This is a genomic window from Clostridium sp. C8 (genome assembly GCF_001010885.1).
Lineage (GTDB): Bacteria > Bacillota > Clostridia > Clostridiales > Clostridiaceae > Clostridium > Clostridium sartagoforme.
This window is the reverse complement of sequence record NZ_LBMX01000070.1, coordinates 1-18,569: the sequence shown is the minus strand read 5'-3', so window position 1 is coordinate 18,569 and position 18,569 is coordinate 1. Positions and strand designations below refer to the sequence as shown.

At 25.7% G+C, this 18,569-nt stretch carries 23 protein-coding genes and 1 pseudogene; 20 read left to right on the top strand and 4 right to left on the bottom strand.

Annotation, left to right across the window (positions count from 1 at the left end; genetic code table 11):
* A partial coding sequence (istA, locus tag AAT22_RS10720) for an IS21 family transposase (RefSeq protein ID WP_047001213.1) occupies window positions 1-1,054 on the top strand: 1,054 nt, incomplete at its 5' end.
* A gap of 16 nt (window positions 1,055-1,070) precedes the next feature.
* Window positions 1,071-1,774 (top strand): annotated as a pseudogene (istB, locus tag AAT22_RS10715) (IS21-like element helper ATPase IstB).
* Window positions 1,775-1,874: 100 nt separating this feature from the next.
* On the opposite strand, the gene AAT22_RS10710 reads toward istB, so the two are convergent.
* Entirely contained in the window at window positions 1,875-2,798 is a 924-nt protein-coding gene (locus AAT22_RS10710; protein ID WP_047001209.1) for a metallophosphoesterase, read from the bottom strand.
* Window positions 2,799-3,068: 270 nt separating this feature from the next.
* Here AAT22_RS10710 and AAT22_RS10705 point away from each other — a divergent pair, with 270 nt between their 5' ends.
* The 13 genes from AAT22_RS10705 to AAT22_RS10650 all read left to right on the top strand — a co-directional run bounded on the left by AAT22_RS10705 (window position 3,069) and on the right by AAT22_RS10650 (window position 14,069).
* Window positions 3,069-5,780 carry an AAA domain-containing protein gene (locus AAT22_RS10705; protein ID WP_047001208.1) on the top strand — a complete coding sequence of 904 codons (2,712 nt, stop codon included), beginning with the start codon at window positions 3,069-3,071 and terminating at the stop codon, window positions 5,778-5,780.
* A 550-nt stretch (window positions 5,781-6,330) separates the two neighbouring features.
* Window positions 6,331-6,540 (top strand): hypothetical protein, encoded by a 210-nt coding sequence (locus AAT22_RS10700; RefSeq protein ID WP_052953945.1) that lies wholly within the window; start codon window positions 6,331-6,333, stop codon window positions 6,538-6,540.
* 304 nt (window positions 6,541-6,844) lie between these two features.
* Window positions 6,845-7,738: a hypothetical protein gene (locus AAT22_RS10695; RefSeq protein ID WP_052953944.1), complete on the top strand. Its 894-nt coding sequence runs from the start codon at window positions 6,845-6,847 to the stop codon at window positions 7,736-7,738.
* Between the two features lie 325 nt (window positions 7,739-8,063).
* On the top strand, window positions 8,064-8,948 hold the full coding sequence (locus AAT22_RS10690) for a hypothetical protein (RefSeq protein WP_047001207.1): 885 nt from the start codon (window positions 8,064-8,066) through the stop codon (window positions 8,946-8,948).
* A 100-nt stretch (window positions 8,949-9,048) separates the two neighbouring features.
* Entirely contained in the window at window positions 9,049-9,627 is a 579-nt protein-coding gene (locus AAT22_RS10685; RefSeq protein ID WP_047001206.1) for a hypothetical protein, read from the top strand.
* 336 nt (window positions 9,628-9,963) lie between these two features.
* Entirely contained in the window at window positions 9,964-10,104 is a 141-nt protein-coding gene (locus AAT22_RS19100; protein WP_156174315.1) for a hypothetical protein, read from the top strand.
* Window positions 10,097-10,354, top strand: a complete 258-nt coding sequence (locus tag AAT22_RS10680; protein ID WP_016209088.1) for a hypothetical protein — start codon at window positions 10,097-10,099, stop codon at window positions 10,352-10,354. Before AAT22_RS19100 ends, AAT22_RS10680 begins: the two co-directional genes overlap by 8 nt.
* A 79-nt stretch (window positions 10,355-10,433) precedes the next feature.
* Entirely contained in the window at window positions 10,434-10,787 is a 354-nt protein-coding gene (locus AAT22_RS10675; RefSeq protein ID WP_047001205.1) for a type II toxin-antitoxin system PemK/MazF family toxin, read from the top strand.
* Between the two features lie 218 nt (window positions 10,788-11,005).
* Window positions 11,006-11,614: a DUF6273 domain-containing protein gene (locus AAT22_RS10670; protein ID WP_016209090.1), complete on the top strand. Its 609-nt coding sequence runs from the start codon at window positions 11,006-11,008 to the stop codon at window positions 11,612-11,614.
* Window positions 11,615-11,960: 346 nt separating this feature from the next.
* Window positions 11,961-12,218 (top strand): DUF1659 domain-containing protein, encoded by a 258-nt coding sequence (locus tag AAT22_RS10665; protein ID WP_047001204.1) that lies wholly within the window; start codon window positions 11,961-11,963, stop codon window positions 12,216-12,218.
* Between the two features lie 192 nt (window positions 12,219-12,410).
* Window positions 12,411-12,593 (top strand): hypothetical protein, encoded by a 183-nt coding sequence (locus AAT22_RS10660; RefSeq protein ID WP_047001203.1) that lies wholly within the window; start codon window positions 12,411-12,413, stop codon window positions 12,591-12,593.
* A gap of 283 nt (window positions 12,594-12,876) precedes the next feature.
* Window positions 12,877-13,383 (top strand): hypothetical protein, encoded by a 507-nt coding sequence (locus AAT22_RS10655; RefSeq protein WP_047001202.1) that lies wholly within the window; start codon window positions 12,877-12,879, stop codon window positions 13,381-13,383.
* Between the two features lie 275 nt (window positions 13,384-13,658).
* The gene (locus AAT22_RS10650) at window positions 13,659-14,069 is read left to right on the top strand and encodes a hypothetical protein (protein WP_052953943.1); all 411 of its coding nucleotides are present in this window, start codon (window positions 13,659-13,661) and stop codon (window positions 14,067-14,069) included.
* A gap of 219 nt (window positions 14,070-14,288) precedes the next feature.
* Here AAT22_RS10650 and AAT22_RS10645 read toward each other — a convergent pair whose 3' ends face one another.
* Window positions 14,289-14,993, bottom strand: coding sequence for a hypothetical protein (locus AAT22_RS10645; RefSeq protein WP_047001201.1), 705 nt, complete (start codon window positions 14,991-14,993; stop codon window positions 14,289-14,291).
* A 412-nt stretch (window positions 14,994-15,405) separates the two neighbouring features.
* Here AAT22_RS10645 and AAT22_RS10640 point away from each other — a divergent pair, with 412 nt between their 5' ends.
* From AAT22_RS10640 to AAT22_RS10625, 4 genes are all read left to right on the top strand, one after another.
* On the top strand, window positions 15,406-15,987 hold the full coding sequence (locus tag AAT22_RS10640; RefSeq protein WP_047001200.1) for a hypothetical protein: 582 nt from the start codon (window positions 15,406-15,408) through the stop codon (window positions 15,985-15,987).
* A 35-nt stretch (window positions 15,988-16,022) separates the two neighbouring features.
* Window positions 16,023-16,205, top strand: coding sequence for a hypothetical protein (locus AAT22_RS10635; RefSeq protein ID WP_047001199.1), 183 nt, complete (start codon window positions 16,023-16,025; stop codon window positions 16,203-16,205).
* A 14-nt stretch (window positions 16,206-16,219) separates the two neighbouring features.
* Window positions 16,220-16,741 (top strand): hypothetical protein, encoded by a 522-nt coding sequence (locus AAT22_RS10630; protein WP_047001198.1) that lies wholly within the window; start codon window positions 16,220-16,222, stop codon window positions 16,739-16,741.
* A 68-nt stretch (window positions 16,742-16,809) separates the two neighbouring features.
* On the top strand, window positions 16,810-17,007 hold the full coding sequence (locus AAT22_RS10625; protein WP_047001197.1) for a hypothetical protein: 198 nt from the start codon (window positions 16,810-16,812) through the stop codon (window positions 17,005-17,007).
* Between the two features lie 119 nt (window positions 17,008-17,126).
* Here the strand turns inward: AAT22_RS10625 and AAT22_RS10620 are convergent, their stop codons facing one another.
* Window positions 17,127-17,579, bottom strand: coding sequence for a hypothetical protein (locus tag AAT22_RS10620; RefSeq protein WP_047001196.1), 453 nt, complete (start codon window positions 17,577-17,579; stop codon window positions 17,127-17,129).
* Between the two features lie 166 nt (window positions 17,580-17,745).
* Entirely contained in the window at window positions 17,746-18,135 is a 390-nt protein-coding gene (locus AAT22_RS10615; RefSeq protein ID WP_047001195.1) for a PadR family transcriptional regulator, read from the bottom strand.
* 158 nt (window positions 18,136-18,293) lie between these two features.
* Here AAT22_RS10615 and AAT22_RS18800 point away from each other — a divergent pair, with 158 nt between their 5' ends.
* Window positions 18,294-18,509, top strand: a complete 216-nt coding sequence (locus AAT22_RS18800; protein ID WP_083935722.1) for a hypothetical protein — start codon at window positions 18,294-18,296, stop codon at window positions 18,507-18,509.
* Window positions 18,510-18,569 lie beyond the last annotated feature (60 nt).

Sequence of the window (18,569 nt, the reverse complement as noted above, 5' to 3'; positions counted from 1 at the left end):
CTTTTATTATAAATCTCATCTTTACAGATATTTGGGTAGAGAAAAGGGGTTAAATTGCTCAAGGAGCGATTTCAATTACTATATTTTAAAACATGAAAATTTTGCAGAGTACTTTAAACCAAAGAAAAAAAGAGATGCTGTAAAATCAGAAACGCCATTTGGAAAGCAAGCACAGTTTGATTGGAAAGAAGACTTAAAGTTTTCTTTCAGAAATGGGGAAGAATTTATTTTCAATGTCGGCAGCTTAATATTATCAGCTTCTAGATTTAAATATTGGGCAGTTTGTCCAACTAAATCACAAGCATATTTATTTGATTTTTTAGCTAATGCATTAGAAGAATTAGAAGGGGTTCCTCAAGAGATACTTATAGATAATGCATCTACGATGATGGATAAAGCTAGAACTGAACTTTCTGCCGGGAAAGTCAATCCTAAATTTCAGCAGTTTGCTGATGACTTTGGATTTAAGATCGTCCCTTGCGTTAGAGCAAGGCCAAACACTAAGGCAAAGGTTGAAAACCCCATGAGAATTATAGATGAAATAATGAGTTATAATGGTCTACTTGATAATGAAGAACAGTTGCATAACAAAATGCAACAGATAACAAATGAAGCTAATTCAAGGATATGCCAGGCTACCGGAATACCACCAATTTTAGTATTTAAAAAAGAGAAAGAACATATTTTACCACTACCCAATGATAAAATATGTTCTTACTACAAAAATACAACAATAAATGCGAAAGTCAATTCCAATTCACTATTTCGCTATAAGGGCAATTTATATTCTGTCCCTATTGATTTTATTGGTAAAAGTATTGTTGTTAAGGTTATTGATAATAACCTATATGTTTATTATGACCCCAAAATGATAACTTTACATACAGTTTCTAACGAAAAAATAAATTATCATGATGGTCATCATTTAGCAATGATGGGATTAACCTTTAAGAATTCAGATCAAGAAGACGTTAAGAATTATGCAGCTAAACATTTAGAGGAGATGAAAAAATTTAATGAACAGTTATCAACAATTATAGGAGAACTTACGTGAGCTTAAATTAACACAAATGAGCCTTCAGATAGATGATTATATTAATAAAATAAATAATCATAAAACAAGTATTGTAGATGCTTTATGCGAATTAACTAGTAAAGAAGTTGAAGTTAAAAATTTTAATGCGGCACATGCTATGGTTAAAGTAGCTGGCTTTCCGCACCTGAAAGAATTAAAAGATTTTGACTTTGATTTTCAGCCTAAAATAAATAAGCAGCAATTTTTAGACTTTGAAAGTTTGAGGTTTTTAGAAAATAATAGCAGTATTATTTTAATAGGGAATAGCGGCGTGGGTAAAACCCACCTTGCGACCTCAATTGGAATTGCTGCTGCAAAGAAAAGAGTAAGTACTTATTTTATAAAATGCCAAGATTTAATAGAACAATTAAAAAAGGCTTATTTAGAGAATAAACTTGACGATAGGATAAAGCATTTTAGCAAATATAAACTTCTTATAATTGATGAAATTGGCTATTTATCTATTGGTGAGCAAGAAGCAAAAATGTTTTTTCAGCTTATAGATAGGCGTTATGAAAAGAAAAGTACAATAGTACTAGTAATATAAATTTGTCCGACTGGAATCAAATATTTGTGGATAATATGTTAGCTAGCGCTATTTTAGATAGACTTGTCCATCATTCTACTATTGTTAATATTCTAGGAAACTCTTATAGAACGGCTACTGCACTATCCAAAATGGCAGATAAAAACAACTGAACAATTGTACATAAAAATATTGGCACAATTGTTCAAAATAATCTTGACATTAATATTAGCATGAGATATGACAAATGCCAATTTACCATTAGAAGATTAATTAAGCATCAGTTCTTTTTCTTAAATCGAATGTTTCGATTGGTTCTGGGCCTCTTAATATTTTTCTTTTTATATGGAGATCACCTGGAGGGTTATAACTAATTCTCCATTCAACTAATATTATTTTTCCATCTGCTATTTCAATACCTTGTATTCCATTTGCTCTTACGCAGGATCCGTCATTAAAGTAGGGTAATTCGTTAATTTTAGGAAAGTGTGGTCTATGGGTATGTCCGCAGATAATCATAATTTTGTTTTTTTCAATCCAATTGCTATAAAAACGTTCAATTTTATGAATTTTTTCAGCATTTTTTACGGGGCTTGAGGGATTTGTGAATCCTATTGAGTGAAGATATCTCCAAAAATATCTTACTGAAAGCAGAGTAAAACGCCAGAATTTGTCATTCATTAAGTCACCTTGATGACCATGAACAGCTAGTATTTCCTGACCTGTATATTTGTGCTTAAATATTACTGCTTCATGTATGTTAATGTTAGGAAATAATTTTATGGTTTCCTGATTATAATCATCGTAGTATTCATAATAATTTTCTTCTACAAAATTCCTATACTTTAAGTATATATTGTGATTTCCATATAACATAATTAATCTATTATAATCGTAGAATTTTTGAAATAGGGTATATACCTCATCATGTGCTAGTCTGATTTCTTTAAAATTAGAGTTTTGCCAAAGTTCATCTCCATCTCCAAGTTCCACATAAGTATATCCATTGTTAAAATAGTATTCTAATGCGAATAAAAAGATATTCTGATTTTTGGCAAATTCATCAGATGGTGTACAATTCCCTCTGTGACAGTCACTGAAAAATATATATCTAGAATTATTATCAAAGTATTCAATTTTTGCATTATTATAAGCTTTAGTTAATCTTTTGTCTGATAACTTATTTTCTGATATCATAGGACACCTCTTTAAACTTTTAAAATTAACTTTTGTATTAATATAAAAGAAATTTAATTATATCTAGTTAATTTGCCCTTATAAAAGAAATATATTCAATTTCAAAGCAATCAGAGTATAAAATAGAACTATTTATCCATAAAGAAGAGGCTATGATTTTTGATATTTTAGATATACATGATATATAATTTATTTTGAAGAATATGTTATAATAGTTATAAACTGTGAAACGAAAAATGCTTCATAAAGTTTTACAAAGGAGATTGAGTTTTGAACATAGAAAAGAATCTTATACTAATAAAAGGTAAGGATAGTACAGAAAATATAGAGTTTTGTAAATATGAAAATAAAATGTACACCGTAGTTTTCAAAGGTGGAAGAACATATAGATATAATTACGATAACATAACTTGGTTAAGCAATCCTACTGAATTAAATATTAAAAACAAGGCTATATACGCAAATAATAAACCATTAGTTGGAATATTAAAAGCATTAGAATTTAATAATTATATTAAAGTAATTTATAAAAACAATTTTAATAAAACATATCATAGAAATCAAATAATTGTGGAAGAATCATGTCTTACAAATAAAAGCACTGTAAATTGCTTTGAGTATTTCAAGGAACTTTCAAAAAACATTGGGTTAATTGTGGATGGACATAAATCATTTCTAGGTAAGCAATATGAAAAAATCTCTTACATTAGTCCTAACAGCGCATTATCATATTATTTAAATCCTACTAAGGAGTTAAAATCTTCAGTTAATAAAGATACTATTATTTTTCCATTTGGGTTTAATCTAAGTCAAAAAGAGGCAACTTTTAAAGCATTAACTAATCAAATTAGTATTATTGAGGGGCCTCCTGGTACAGGTAAGACTCAAACAATCTTAAATATTATTGCAAATTTAGTTGTAGAAGGCAAAACTGTTGCAATAGTATCTAATAACAATGCTGCAACAGCAAATGTTTATGAAAAGCTACAAAAGTATGATTTAGATTTCTTTTGTGCAACTTTAGGTAAAAAAGAGAATAAAGAACAATTTATTAACTCACAAAGTACTGAATATTTAAATATGCTTAATTGGAACCTTGATGTAGAGTCAAAGAAAAAATTGGTGCAAGAGTTAAAATTAACACAAAATGCATTAGACAATATGTTAAATAAGCAAAATAAATTGGCTAACTTAAAACAACAGTTATCTGAATTGGAAATAGAAGAACAACACTTTATAAGGGAGTATTTATCTAAGGATATATTAAACTTAAACTTTAAATCCATATTCAAGTTAAAAGCAGATAAGATAATGAACTTAATCATAGATATAAAAATGATAAGAAATAAAAGTAAAGGGTTATCAACATTATACAAACTAAGGAATTTACTTAAGTATGGGATAATAACCTTTGATTTTTATAAAGTACAGATTGATGAAATAATTGATTATTTGTATAGTTTATATTATAAAATAAGAATAAATGAAATAACCTTAGAAATTGAAGCATTAGAAAAAGAACTTGAAAGATATCATTTTGAAGTTGAAATGAAAAAATTTAGTGAAAACTCTATGAAATTATTTAAGAATTACATAGCATTAAAATATAGCAAAAGTAAATTAAGACCACAGTTTACAGAAGAAGATTTATGGAAAAACTTTGATAAAGTAATAGATGAATATCCTGTGGTATTAAGCACTACACATTCTTTAAGAAATTGCATTAAAGAGAATTATTTATTTGATTATGTGATAATAGATGAAGCATCACAAGTAGATTTATTAACTGGTGGATTAGCTTTATCATGTGCTAGGAATGTAGTTGTTGTAGGTGATTTAAAGCAATTAACTAATGTAGTAAACAGTCAAGATAAAATTGTTAGCAATGAAATATTTAAGAAGTATAATTTGAAAGATGCCTACAGTTTTTCTACTAATAATTTATTATTATCAATTACAAAGTTAAGTGATAGTATTCCTAAAACACTTTTAAAAGAACACTATAGATGTCATCCAATGATAATAAGTTATTGCAATAAAAAGTTTTATAACAGTGAACTAATTATATTAACTAATGAGACCGATGGAGATAAACCACTTGCTTTATATAAAACCAAAGTAGGAAATCACGCAAGAGGTAATATAAATCAAAGAGAAATAGATATTATTATTAATGAAGTTTTACCTGGAGTTAAAGATAGCAAATCAATTGGAATCATAGCACCATATAAACTGCAAGTAAAAGAAGTATCTAATTTAGTGGATGATGTAATTGAAGTAGATACAGTTCATAAATATCAAGGTAGAGAAAAAGATGTAATAATTTTAAGTACTGTTGCCAATGACATAAATGATTTTATAGATAACTCTAATTTAATAAATGTAGCAGTTTCAAGAGCAGTTAAGAAATTAATAGTAGTTTCTTCAGATTTTGAAAATTATCACAGCAACCTTGGGGACTTAATTAAGCATATTAAATATAATAACTTAGACATTATAGAAAGTAATACATCATCAATTTTTGATTTGCTTTATAAATCATATTCAAATAAGTTAGTAGAAATCTTAAAGAAATCAAAGAGAATATCAGAGTTTGCTTCGGAAAATTTAATGTATGGACTAATTAAAGAAGTATTACAAGAAAAGGAATACAATACCTTAGATATAGCTATCCATGTTCCACTAAAAATGACTATAAAAGATATAAGTAAATTAACTTATGAAGAAAGAAAGTTTGTTTTAAATCCATGGACACATAATGATTTTATTATATTTAATAAATTAGATAAGATGCCAGTATTAGTAGTAGAGGTTGATGGATATAAATTTCATGTAGAAAATGAGGAGCAGCTAGTAAGAGATAGGATGAAGGATAAAATATTAAGCAAATATGACATTCCGATAATAAGATTTAGGACTAATGGTAGTAGTGAAAAGGAAAAGTTGCTTGATAAATTCAGTGAATTATTGAAAGAATCATAGTCAGATGATTATTACTCTAATTTGATTTATAAGAAGTACAAACTGCCCAGCATTAATTACTGAAATGCCATTGTGTTAGTATAAAGTAGTTATTTAGTAGGTCCATCCTATCATGTAGGTATGTAAATGTCACCACTATTGGTAAAAAGAAACAATTAAATTGAAGTGATTTTTAATAAAGTACTTCACAAAATAATTGTAAGACAATGGGGGCAAAAAAATTATAAAATGATGCTTAGGCAAGGAAAATTTAAAGAGGTTTTTAAGTTCTAAGATAACTGAAAGCTACAAATATTTATAAGGAGTAAATTATGGTGTTTCAAATATTATCTTAAATAATATAATCGTAAATGTTATATATATATATATAGAAAATGAAGAGGACAAACTATAGGGGTAAGTAAGTGAGTGGGACAAGCAGCAATAATAAAGGAGACAATTCTATGTATTAGTATCTTAAAGGATTTACTCGTAAATAATAATAAAAATATAAAAAATGAAATTACTATAACAAGTATCGAAGGTAAATAAATAAAAGGAGGTTAAAGATATGGAAAAGAGATTATCAGTAATTATGGAGAAAATAGTACTTGAAAAGAACTTTAAAATCTATGGTACTTATGAAAATCCATTATTTTTAGCCAAAGAGGTTTCTACATGGCTTGACTATTCTAATGGAAATGTAAGTAAGCTAGTAAACTTAGTAGATGAAGAAGAAAAGGTTCGTAACATTATTACTACCCTTTGTTGCAATCAATAAACTTGCCACTTAACATAATATATATAATAACAGGAAGCAAAAAAATTAGATAATGAATATTATCACTTAACAGGAAAGAAGGTAAAATACTTTATTAAGTAATTAAAATAATAAGCATGAAAAATCTATTTAGGAAGGAATATAACTTCTTTTACAGAATATATAGTTATGACAAAAGTAAGTATATCTTTAGTGTTTTATAAAGACTAATTGATAAATATCACATTAAATCATATTTACATTTAGATAAATAAGTAAAAAAGAAGTTACAAAGACTTAATAAATTAATAAGGGAGAGAAACATATGGCAGTATTTAATAAAAATGAATTTTCTAAAAAAATAATAGTAGGAGCTTTATTGCTGCTAGTAGCATTGGTATCATACTTTGGTATATCAAAAGTAGTAACAGCACCTAGCTTTAATGAGTCAACAATAAAATCTTTAGATGATAAGAGGGATACAGTTATGAAGCTTACACTAGCAGCTGCCTCATCATCAACAGCCATATCTTTAATACCAGGGGATGCTGGAACACCAATTGCAAATAAAATTTTAGATTTAACTTCTTATTTTGTTATTATACTTGGAGCAATTTTATTAGAGAAAATGTTAATTTCAGTAGTTGGATATCTATCATTTACTTATATTATTCCTTTAGCATGTTTTTTAGGGATAACTTATTTGTTTTTCAATAAGGATATATTATTAAAGCTTGCAATAAAGTTTGCTATACTTGGAATTGTTATTTCTATGGTTATTCCAGTTAGCATAAAATCCAGCGATTTAATATATGATTCATATAAAACCTCAATAGATGAAACCTTTGAAGCTACAAAAGAAAGTGAAGAATATATAGAAGAGAAGCGAAGCGAAATTACAGAAGAAGATAAAGGCATTCTTGAAAAGATAGGAGACTATATATCTGATGTTACTTCTAAAATAGGAAATGATGTATCTCAAATGATTAAAAAGGGAGAGGAAATGCTAGGGTCATTTATAGATGCTATTGCTGTTTTAATTATAACTTCCTGTGTTATTCCAGTAGTAATAATTTTGCTTTTTGCTTGGATTGTTAAAAGTATATTTGGATTTGATAGCCTTAAGTTATTAAAACCCCATGCAAAGAAATTTAGAAGTATAAGTGTAAGTAAAAGAATAAATAGAATTAGGGATAATGAGAAAGATGTTAACTTCTAGAATAATACAAATAAGAAAAATTTATAAAATACAACTTTAAACTCAAAAATTGACATTAATAGAAGTTCTAATTCCAATTTATATAATTTTATTTGTTATTTAAGAAGAGTTGCTGAATAATAATCTTAGACTTAATTTAGAAAAAGGTGCCATTAACCTATTAAGTGGTACCTTTTTTTATACTATTTATTAATAAAAAATGAAAGAGTAAAAATATAAAATTTACAATATACAGATTGTTTTTATGATAAAATGAATAATATATTTACCATGTTTTACATATAAACAAAACTTATTTTAACTTAAAAAATGCGGGGGAGAAAATATGTGGTCTGAAAAAAGAGGGTCGGAAAGTAATTTGATTTTTGCTATATTTCCCATAGTGTTAAATGTAGCTACAAGCTTTGTATATTTTATGAGGGGAGGCTCTTATGAAACTATAGGGGCTGTAAATAATGTTAATTCTTTTACACTTTTTACTATTTTTATATGCTGCATTCTTAATTTTTTTGAAAAGAGTAGGAAGCTTTCCGGTGAAGAGAAGAAAGAGCTTAATAAAAAGATGTATTTTATGAAACTATTAGGTGCACTTTTTATTGGATATATAGTATTTACAATTATTATTGTTAGAAATATTAGTATAATTATTTCAGCATTGCTCATGTTTGCTGGATATATAAACTTATATATGTTCAAAAGTAAGATTAAGTCATCTTATATGCTTTCTGAAACTCAAAGAAATTGGAGAAAGGCTTATAATAAAAATTCTTACGAGGATATTAATTTGTTATGGAGGATTAAACCAATGATACATCCTCATGTATCAGTAAGTTTTATTGAAAGAATTAAGCATATTGACTGGATTGTACTTATATTTATATTACCATTCTCAGGTAAATTTAGGTTAGAGTATATTCCTGCCATGGTTATTGCTTTTATATTTATTATTTCAGATGTACTATATTTTATAGATGCAATTTTGGGCTTATATACAGAGACAAAAGGAATTTGTACTGGGATTGTAATGAAATCAGGTAGAAGAGGTAGAAGGAACTATTATGAAGTATTTGTAACTGATTTTGAGAATAAAAGAGAACTTAAATTTAGGGTGTATGATTATTGTGACTATAATGAAAATGATGTGCTTCAGCTTATTCATGGAGGGCTTTCTAGGAAGGTTATAGCAACAAAGAGAGTAGGTAATTATTAGATAGGCTAAAAAACTCATCAAACAAACAACAAATCTTTTAAATAGTTTTATTTATATTAAAAATATAATTACAAAATAAGCAGAAGGGAAAAATATTATATTGGAAGAAGTATTAGATAAAGATAACAGCATAGCATTTATCTTGAAATATATTAATTTAGGAACCATTTCATCAGCTGAAGTTCCAAAATATGAAAGAAGTAAAAAGAGAATATTAAATGTAAGCTTAGGAATGATAATAGGAGCTGAGAATATACATTATAATGTTTTATATACAGAAGAAGATATAGTATATAACAGTATTTCGTGGGGAAAAGTTAAATCTGATAGAATATATAAAGACAACAATAAAGATTTAAAGAAAGATAGAAAATCAACTATTGCAGAAAAAATAGAATTTATAAGTAATACAATTGAAGAGTTTAATAAATATTATAGCAAGGATACTAATTTTATTATTTTAACTACCTTTGATGAAGACATTAAATCAATTGCTAAGAAAATAGATAGGATAAGCTTTGAAATAGTAGACAAAAATAATTTCAACTATATTATAGAAAATAATGAAATAGACAATGATGTATTTTATAAAAAAGCTAGTGATTTTGATAAAAAGGAATTTAAGTCAATGAAAGATGTTATGAATAAAGTTAATAATATGATTAATTTTGAAAATTAGTATGATTGTTTAAAACAAAATTTATAAGAAATTTATTAAAAACCTCTAATAAATTTAAGTGTTAAATGAATAAGTGAGAAATCTCAAGAAATAATTAGAAATTTTAAGAAATAGTTAGAAGAATTAAGATAATTAGATTTAAAATTTTAAAATTTGAATTAGTTGGAGGAAGTCTTGGGTTTCCTCTTTTTTGTTCCTAAAAGATTGTCTGAAACCAGAAATGCTTTATATACTTTCCTATAGTATACTAAAAATGTGCTCAGGAAAAGTATAAAGTAAATTTAAAAGTACTTTTAATACAGGCACTTTAGATAATAAATGAAAGGAGAATTATAGATGTGTAGAGATGATAGAGATGAAAGATGGAGAGAGCATAGGAATGAAGGAGGAAGTTTGTCTAGAGAAGAGTTTGAATATCAATGTGATGTAGAGGATTACGGTATGGATGAAAGTGATAACGATCCTTGGGATGAATAATAGTCTAAAGGAGCGTTGTAAATATGAGGTATATAAGCTAAAGGATGAGTTAGAAAATTTAGTTTATAACATGTTTTTAGACAGAAATAAATTAATCTTAGAAGATCCTGAGATAAGAAAAATTGATAATGATTTAGGTTATATTGCTTTAGATATAACTGGTCAAAAAGATTTTTTAGTATTGAAAGAGTACTTAAAATTGTTATATAAATATAAAAAGTATTTAAAAGATATTTATTTAAAACTATAAGTAAAAGGTATTGTGGAGATGTTCTTTATAATTAAACATCTTCACAACCTATAATATTAAATTGAGAGGAGAAATTAATATGGTAATAAAAAGAGGACAACTAATATGGTGTGATTTTAAAGAAGGTTATGGATGCTGTCAGGGAGGAAAGAGACCAGCAGTAGTGGTACAAAATAATACAGGAAATAAATTTTCAACTACAACTATGGTAATACCCTTAACCAGTAAAGATAAAACTAAATTACCAATACATACTAAGCTAACTAAAGATTATGATGTAGCTTATAAAGGAAATATAATGATGGCAGAGCAGCTAACAGTTATTGATAAATCACAAATCATAGATGTTGGAGATATGTTAAATGAAGAAGATTTAAAAGGATTAGACAGAATTATAATGAAGCAGCTAGGCTTAAAAGCTAAAATTGCATAAAATTAAAGAAGAACAGTACTTGGCTTTATTTAGATAAAGATATTGAAAAATGTAAAAATGAAGCAGACAATTTTTTGAATTTTTTTGAGAAAGAACAAGAAATTATGATGGGAATTTATTGGGGATTAGTTGCGATAATGATGAAAACACCGCCTTTAAATAGGATGAAATAAATCTGATAAATCACATGTTACAAAGAAGAAGGGAAAGTGCTTATAATGGAAGAGATTAAAATTGGCTCAGTATTATCATTTGGTGATTATAACTGGCGTGTGCTTGATATACAAAACAATACAGCTTTGATTATAACAGAAGAAATTATAGACCAACGACCTTACCATGATGCTTATAAAGATATAACATGGGCTGACTGTACTTTAAGGAAATATCTTAATGGTGAATTTTATGAGAAATTTAATGCAGCTGATAAATCAAGAATCATTACGGTAATAAATAAGAATCTTGATAATCAGTGGTATGGGACAAAGGGAGGAGAAGATACTGAAGACAATATCTTTTTATTAAGCCTTGAGGAAGTATGCAAGTATTTTGGTGATAGCACTTCAAAACTGAACAACCCTGGTAAAAATCAAAGATATTGGTTTCAAAGAAAAGATGAAAATAACAGTAATAGATTAGCAAAACTTCATAATAAAGAATGGGCTTGGTGGTGGTGGCTTCGTTCACCTGGCCGTGTTAATGTAAAAGCTGTGTATATCTTTGGTACTGACGGTAATATCGGGATACAAGGAAACAATATATTGAAGGGCAACATTAGTGATGGAAAATGTACAGGTGGAGTTCGTCCTGCTTTATGGATAAAGTAAGGAAAAGCAATTCGTTTTTGGGGCAATTATTATTATAATAAAAAATTTCAAAAGAAGAGTTTAATATAATAAAAACAGAATTTATTAATAATGATTATAATATATTTATAAATAATTGTAAGGATATAACAAGTAATAGTTATCTGGATAAATATAATGAATGCTATCGGAACTGAACTGTTTACAAATGTTATATGATAACAAAAATTATAGGAACCAACTTGGGAAAAATGTTCTCAGGTTGGTGCTTTTTGTGCTTCCAATTAATTAAATCAAAAAATTAAAAATAAAATTTTTATAACCTTCTTTTCTGCATATATGAAGATTGTAAAGAGGAGGTGATAATATGGCAGCAAATTCAGTATTAACGGAAAATGTTATTAAGGTTAGATATCAAATAGGGGGTGATTCTAAAGGTAAGGATGTTTTTAAGGAGCAAAACTTTAAAAATATTTATGCTGATGCAACTGATGATAATTTAGTTCAATTATCTGATGCAGTAGAAAAACTTTTAGACTATAGCGTATCAACTATTAAAAAGCAACAAACCCTTATAGTTTTAATTAAAGCTATTATGAACCATAAATTTTGTGGTAAGCAATAGCTTTTTTTATTTCTATTTTTATCTAGAGAAATAACCTCTTTGTAAACAATAAAATTTTCTATAGTAAAAAGGAAATAAATTCAAGACAAATATGGGAATATATAGTTGGAATGTAGTTTTTAGAGTATAATAGTAGTTATAAATAAAGTGAATAAATGTAATTATAGGAGTTTTAAAGGGGGATATTAGATTGTGATAGAGTTTATTATTATAATACTAATTTTATTAATTATATTTAATGTTGTGTATTACATACCTAATAAGTTAAAGGCGCAAGAAGAGAAAAATGCATTATACTTAAAAGAATTATATATTCGTTTAAATAGACTTGAGAAAAAAATAGATGAGATAAAAGATTTTAAGGAAAATTATTAGTTTTTTATTAACAGCATGATATTTCAATTATTCAATATCTCTTTTGGTCATAATATGTGGAATACGAATAAGTTTATTAAGTCCATAAAAATTAATTCTTATAAAAATGCCGTACTACTAAAAATTAATATGCGGTATTTTTAGTGTGTAGTTTAAATACAGTACGTGATTTAAATTAAGTAATTGAAACTTTCATTAAAAACTGAATAGTGGAATATTGGAAAAATATGTTATAATTAACTTGTAAGTGTAATATATTACAAAATTATAAGGGGGAGAAATCTTGAAGAATAAAAAACTTAGATATTTAGTTTTGCTAGCATTTTTAATTTTAACTCTTGTTTCCTGCTCCAACAACCCAATAAAACATACTACCTATGAAGGTTCATTTTCAAAATTAAAAGCAGAGACTATTGCTGTGGATATAGAAACTAAGTCAAGTCAGGGATTTTATGCTTCTCTTGATTTTAACTTAACTGAAGGGCAAGTTGATTGGGAAATTATAAACCCTGAAAATGAATCAGTTTTTAAAGGATATGTAGTTTATGAAGATGGAAAGATATATCGTGAATTAACTTATCCATTAGATTATTTAGGTGGAACTCTTAACCTAAAAGAAGAAGTAAAAGATGAAACTGACAAAAACGGAAATATAATACATATTCCGAATTTTAATTATCTTCAATTTGAAGCTGGAAGCCAAACTGGTGTATATAAACTTAATTTACAGCCAATAAATGCAGATGGGAGTTATGAAATAATTTGGAGTAATAAACTGCCAAGAAAATAATAATTGGACAAGTGGATTTAATTTTACAATCTTAATAAGTGATGAATTATCGTAAAATTAATATTATGTTAATGAACAATCTTTTTAAAATATGCAGAAAAAAGGTTAGATAATTATATTTTTAGTATTAAAAATTATTATTTATTAATACTAACTTATATATTTGCTCATAATATAGTTTAATAGAAGTTTAAATTTAAAAAAGAATTTATTAGTAAAATATGTTATGATAAATAGAAATATTAAGATTATAAGAATAAAAAGAGGTGTATATCTTGAAAAAGAAATCTAAAATGACTATTTTAATATCAATTGTGGCAGTTTTATTCATAATCATTCTTATATACAAAGCTACTAGCCCTGAAAAAGCAGTAGGAGAATATGATAAAAAGATAGGTAGCAAAATATTTCAAGAAAATAAAGCTTATGATATTGGATTAGCCGAAAGTGGAATGCCTGTTTTTAAAGATGCTAATAAAGCATTTAAACAAGCAAAGATTGATTTTGCTGGTGGATTTGATCTTATAAAAGATGAATTTAATCTTAATAAATTAAATAAATTTTATTGGAAGCCTTATAAAACCTACGGATGGCAAGTGACTACAGAAGATGATGAATTGAAAAAACAATGTATTGATATAAGTGCATTTTTTGATATATATGAAAATAGTTTTGGTATTGAGTAAATTTTTTATCTGTTATATTTTATTAAAAAGCAGTTTACAAGGCACAGTGCACAGTTATGGAAATAGTTCAGCTCTGCTGAATTAAGGAATCATTATATCAACGCTCAAATAGCTGATATAACTTAAAATTGATATTTTCATCTAAACTGTAAACTATATAAATTTATTACGAATTAAAGTCCAGTGATTTTAAATCACTGGGCTTTAAAATAATCAATTTTAAGCTCCAAAAAGTTGATTTAAAACTTCATCTTTTTGATCTATGACAATATTTGAGATATTCACGTTCTTAGTCTTTAGGCTTTGGATAGTATCTTTAAGAAAATCATAACTTCCAACTATATAATAAATAGGGTTTTGTAATTGTGATAATTGTTCTAAATTTTCATAAAATGATTTCCTAGAATTTAACCAATAATTTTTATATGTTTCATCTGAAAGATTATCAAGTTCATTCTTAAAAATAAAATCATTTGATGAATCCACGTTCACATTAACTAAATAAGGAATATTAGATTTGTCTTCTATAAAACTAAGGATAATAGGTCTCATTGCAGCAACTCCCACTCCCATTGATAGTAGAACAATAGGTCTATTTAAGCGTCTTAAGGTTAGTTTTGATGCTAATTTAAACATGACAATCTCATCGTTCACATTTAGGTTAAGTAGTTTGGTTTTAAATTCAGAACAGCTTCTAGGGACTCTTGTTGTAAAGCCAACTTTATTTTCAGTTGGCAAAGTCATTATAGACATGTGTCTAACTAAACTTTTATTAGGTTTTTCACCTTCATCAAATCCAATAAGACCTATATGGGTATGAGATCCTGCCTCCCATGTTAACTCTTTTGGTTTTTCAAAATAGTATGTTTTTGTTCCTTTTGCTTCATTAACAATATCTATAATTTTAAATTTATATTTTATCATATTTACCTCTCCTTGATAACCATTATCAATTACAGAATATCACCAATAATTTCTAATGTCAAATAAATTTATTTTATATCTAAAACAATATACTCGTAAATAAGTATAAATATATAAAATAGATGATAAGTTAGATATTTATATAAGTAGAATAATATAAATATAAATGATAAAATAATATATATATGTTTCAATTAATAATCTACATCATTATAGTCTTATGAAATTAAAAGTTAATAGACTTATTTAAGTAAAATAACAAAATTGAAAGCATATATATTTTTTAATTTTTTTATATAAGTTGTTGAAATACTAACTTTACTTAAAGGCTATTAATTTAAAAGATACTTTAGTTAAATGTAGAACATTTATTGCAACTTATATAAATATAAATTTTAAATAAGGAGTTAGTATGTTAAATTTTGATTTAATGGATATATTTAATGGATTTATAAAAAATTATATAAACTTTGGGTTAAATAAAGAAAGTGATAAATTTGAAGTTGTAAAAAGAGAAAATAAATATTTTATAATGTTAGGCCAGTTACTAGGTTATTTAGTTATATCTAAGGGAATAAAAGAAAATCAACCAAAACATTTAAATAATGTAGAAATAGAATGGAAGAATGATGATTTTAATAAATTATCAGATAATATAAATGAATTACAACTTTTTAGAGAATTTGATTTAATTAATGATTTACTATCAGTACAAAATTTATTAAAAAAAATAAAAGAAGATCCAAAAAAAATGTATATACAAATTTTAGAAACATCTTCTAATACAAGGATAGATTACCTTAACAATATAGTTAATACATCTCAGTTAAAAATACAAAAAGATATCTTATTAATTTATATAATTAGGGATATACTAAATAATACAAATTACTATAGCGCATACTTATTTGAAAAAGGAAAGATGAGCAAAAGCAAAATAGGAATTTGTTATTATGATGCTATTGGAGATATGAAAGCGAAATTTAAAAGTTAATTTTATCTCCTTATAGCAATATAAGGAGTAATGATATGGATATAGAAAAAAGTAAAATATTAGAGGTATGGAATTCTAATCATAATAAGGTTGTAAAGTATAAGCAAGTAATAAAAAATAATACTTTAAATGAAGTAACTGAAATTGAAACTGAAAATCTTAATGAATTAATTAGTGAAGTTAGAAAGCAACTTTATGAATGGAATAAAATAATTTAAAATCAGGGGGAAGTATGGGAGTTAAGTCATTAAAGAATGAAGAAGCTGAAAAAATGATAAAGATAAGATTTTGTAATGTTTTAGAGGGATTTAATAAATACAAATATGTTGAACTTTCTCCTAAAGAAGATAAGGAAATTAAAATAATAGAAGAGGACTTCATAAATGCTTTAGAAGAATTTTTTGATTTAAATTCTGAAAAGAATAAAGTAATAATAGATTTTTATAAAAATAAATTAGATAATAATAGTATTAATTTTATTTATGAGAATATTGATTTTCATGAGAGAGAACTATTTAATGATATCTTAAATGAAGGAAGCAGTAATAGTATATTTTTTGAAATAAGAGATAAAAAATATATTAAGCTTTTAACTAAATTATGTACAAGAGAATTATTTTTTATAACCTTTTATTTTACAAAAGGGCCAATATTGGTATGGGGAAATTATAATTTTAAATTTCCTTTATTTTATAATGATGAAAAGAACATAAAAGAGTATATAGATATTGCAAAATCTAATAATTTATTTTAAACAATAGTTATATGCTTATACTATATTAATATATATATATACTAATATAGTATAAGTGAGGAATTACAATGAATAGCTTTAAAAATTTAATAAACAAGATAACAAGAGAAGAAGTGGAAAATGAAATTTCTAATGAAGTAATTTTTAAATGTAGATATTGTAATAATGTAACTAATTCTAAAGAGGCCTATATAGATAAAGAAGAGTTAAATGTTTTTTGTTCAAAATATTGTTTTATAGAATATTTAAAATCAAAATACTTTTAAGCTTATTAAAAGTAAATTTATTTTATATTTTATTTGTTATAATTTTTAAATGGATATATGTAAGTTTGAGATATTATTAACTGAGTAATAAAACAAACAAATTTACATATATCCATTTTTTAAAATGAAATATTTTCTTTAACATTGTCTTGATTTGGAAAAATAAATATAGTAGATAATCGAAGCTCACCATTTTCAGATATTCTAATAAACCATCTATGATTGTTTTTTGATGAGTTATTACTTATATAAGTTTTAGATTTACAAGTGAATTTAGGATATATTATATATGATGAATTATTTAATTCAGCTCTTATAAGAATAATGTATTCATAATCTGTGCATAAATGTTTTATGCTATCTAAATTAACATTTATTTCAGTATTTCTTATAAAGGATGAACATTTAAAGACTTCTCGAGTTTTTATATTTTTAATAAATACAGATACTTTATTATAAATTGAAAAATTAATATCATTAAATTCTAAAATTAAAGTATTTTCATTTAATTCCCCAAAATTCAAATTTTTATTTAAATAAATAAAATTATTAATAACTTTATTTTCTTTCATTATAATCCTCCATAGAAATAATATATTAATTATACTATTTCTTATTAAAGAAATAGTTACACAATAATTTATAAATATAAAGTTTACAACAAAATTTTATATTTATAGATATTCCTATGATTAAATTTATATTATTTAATAAATATATTTTACAAATTTGTGTATCTTATTTCATAAGCATATCTATCATAATATCTAAAGTGGCTTTAGTTTTATTTAGATTATTAATATAATCTGCTAGATGATATTTATAATACTCAATACCACTATCTGTAATAGAATATATTTTTTTACTTCTTTTATTTAAAAATTCATCACCTGTCCAAGAACTTTTTACATATCCCTTCATTTCTAAATCATAGAGAGTTTCGTATATTGTACTAGAAGAAACCGGAAAAGGGAGAGAAGTTTCTGAAAATCTATTTCTAAATTCTTCAAGAACCTTATTACCAAATATAGTATTTCCTTTTGATAATTCTTTTAATATATAAAAACTATAAAGCATTTTTGTGTTTACAACATTTCTTGGAGCCACCAATCTATTTCTCTTTTCCATATAAACACCTCCTTAATAATAGTTTATCATAAGAAATAGAAAAAGTACATTTAAATAATATACTCGTAAATGATTATTAAAATATAAAAAATATTACAGAACATAAACAATATGTAATGAATACAATGTACTATACGAAAGAGTAGGAGTTGATAAACATGTCAAGAAGATCTTGTTATAGTAGAAATAACTGTTGTGGTGGTGGCTACAGAGGTGGCTGCTGCGGTAACTACTCTAATTGCGGCTGTGGCTGCGGAGGCTTCGGTGGAGGCTGTGGCGGATGCGGCTGTGGAGGCTTCGGTGGAGGATTTGGCGGATGTGGCTGCGGATGTTCACCATTAATATGGTTATTATTACTAGGTTTTTGTTGGTAGTAAAATAATAATAAAAGGGTGCTTTGGCATCCTTTTATTACTAAAATGGACCCCATGTCA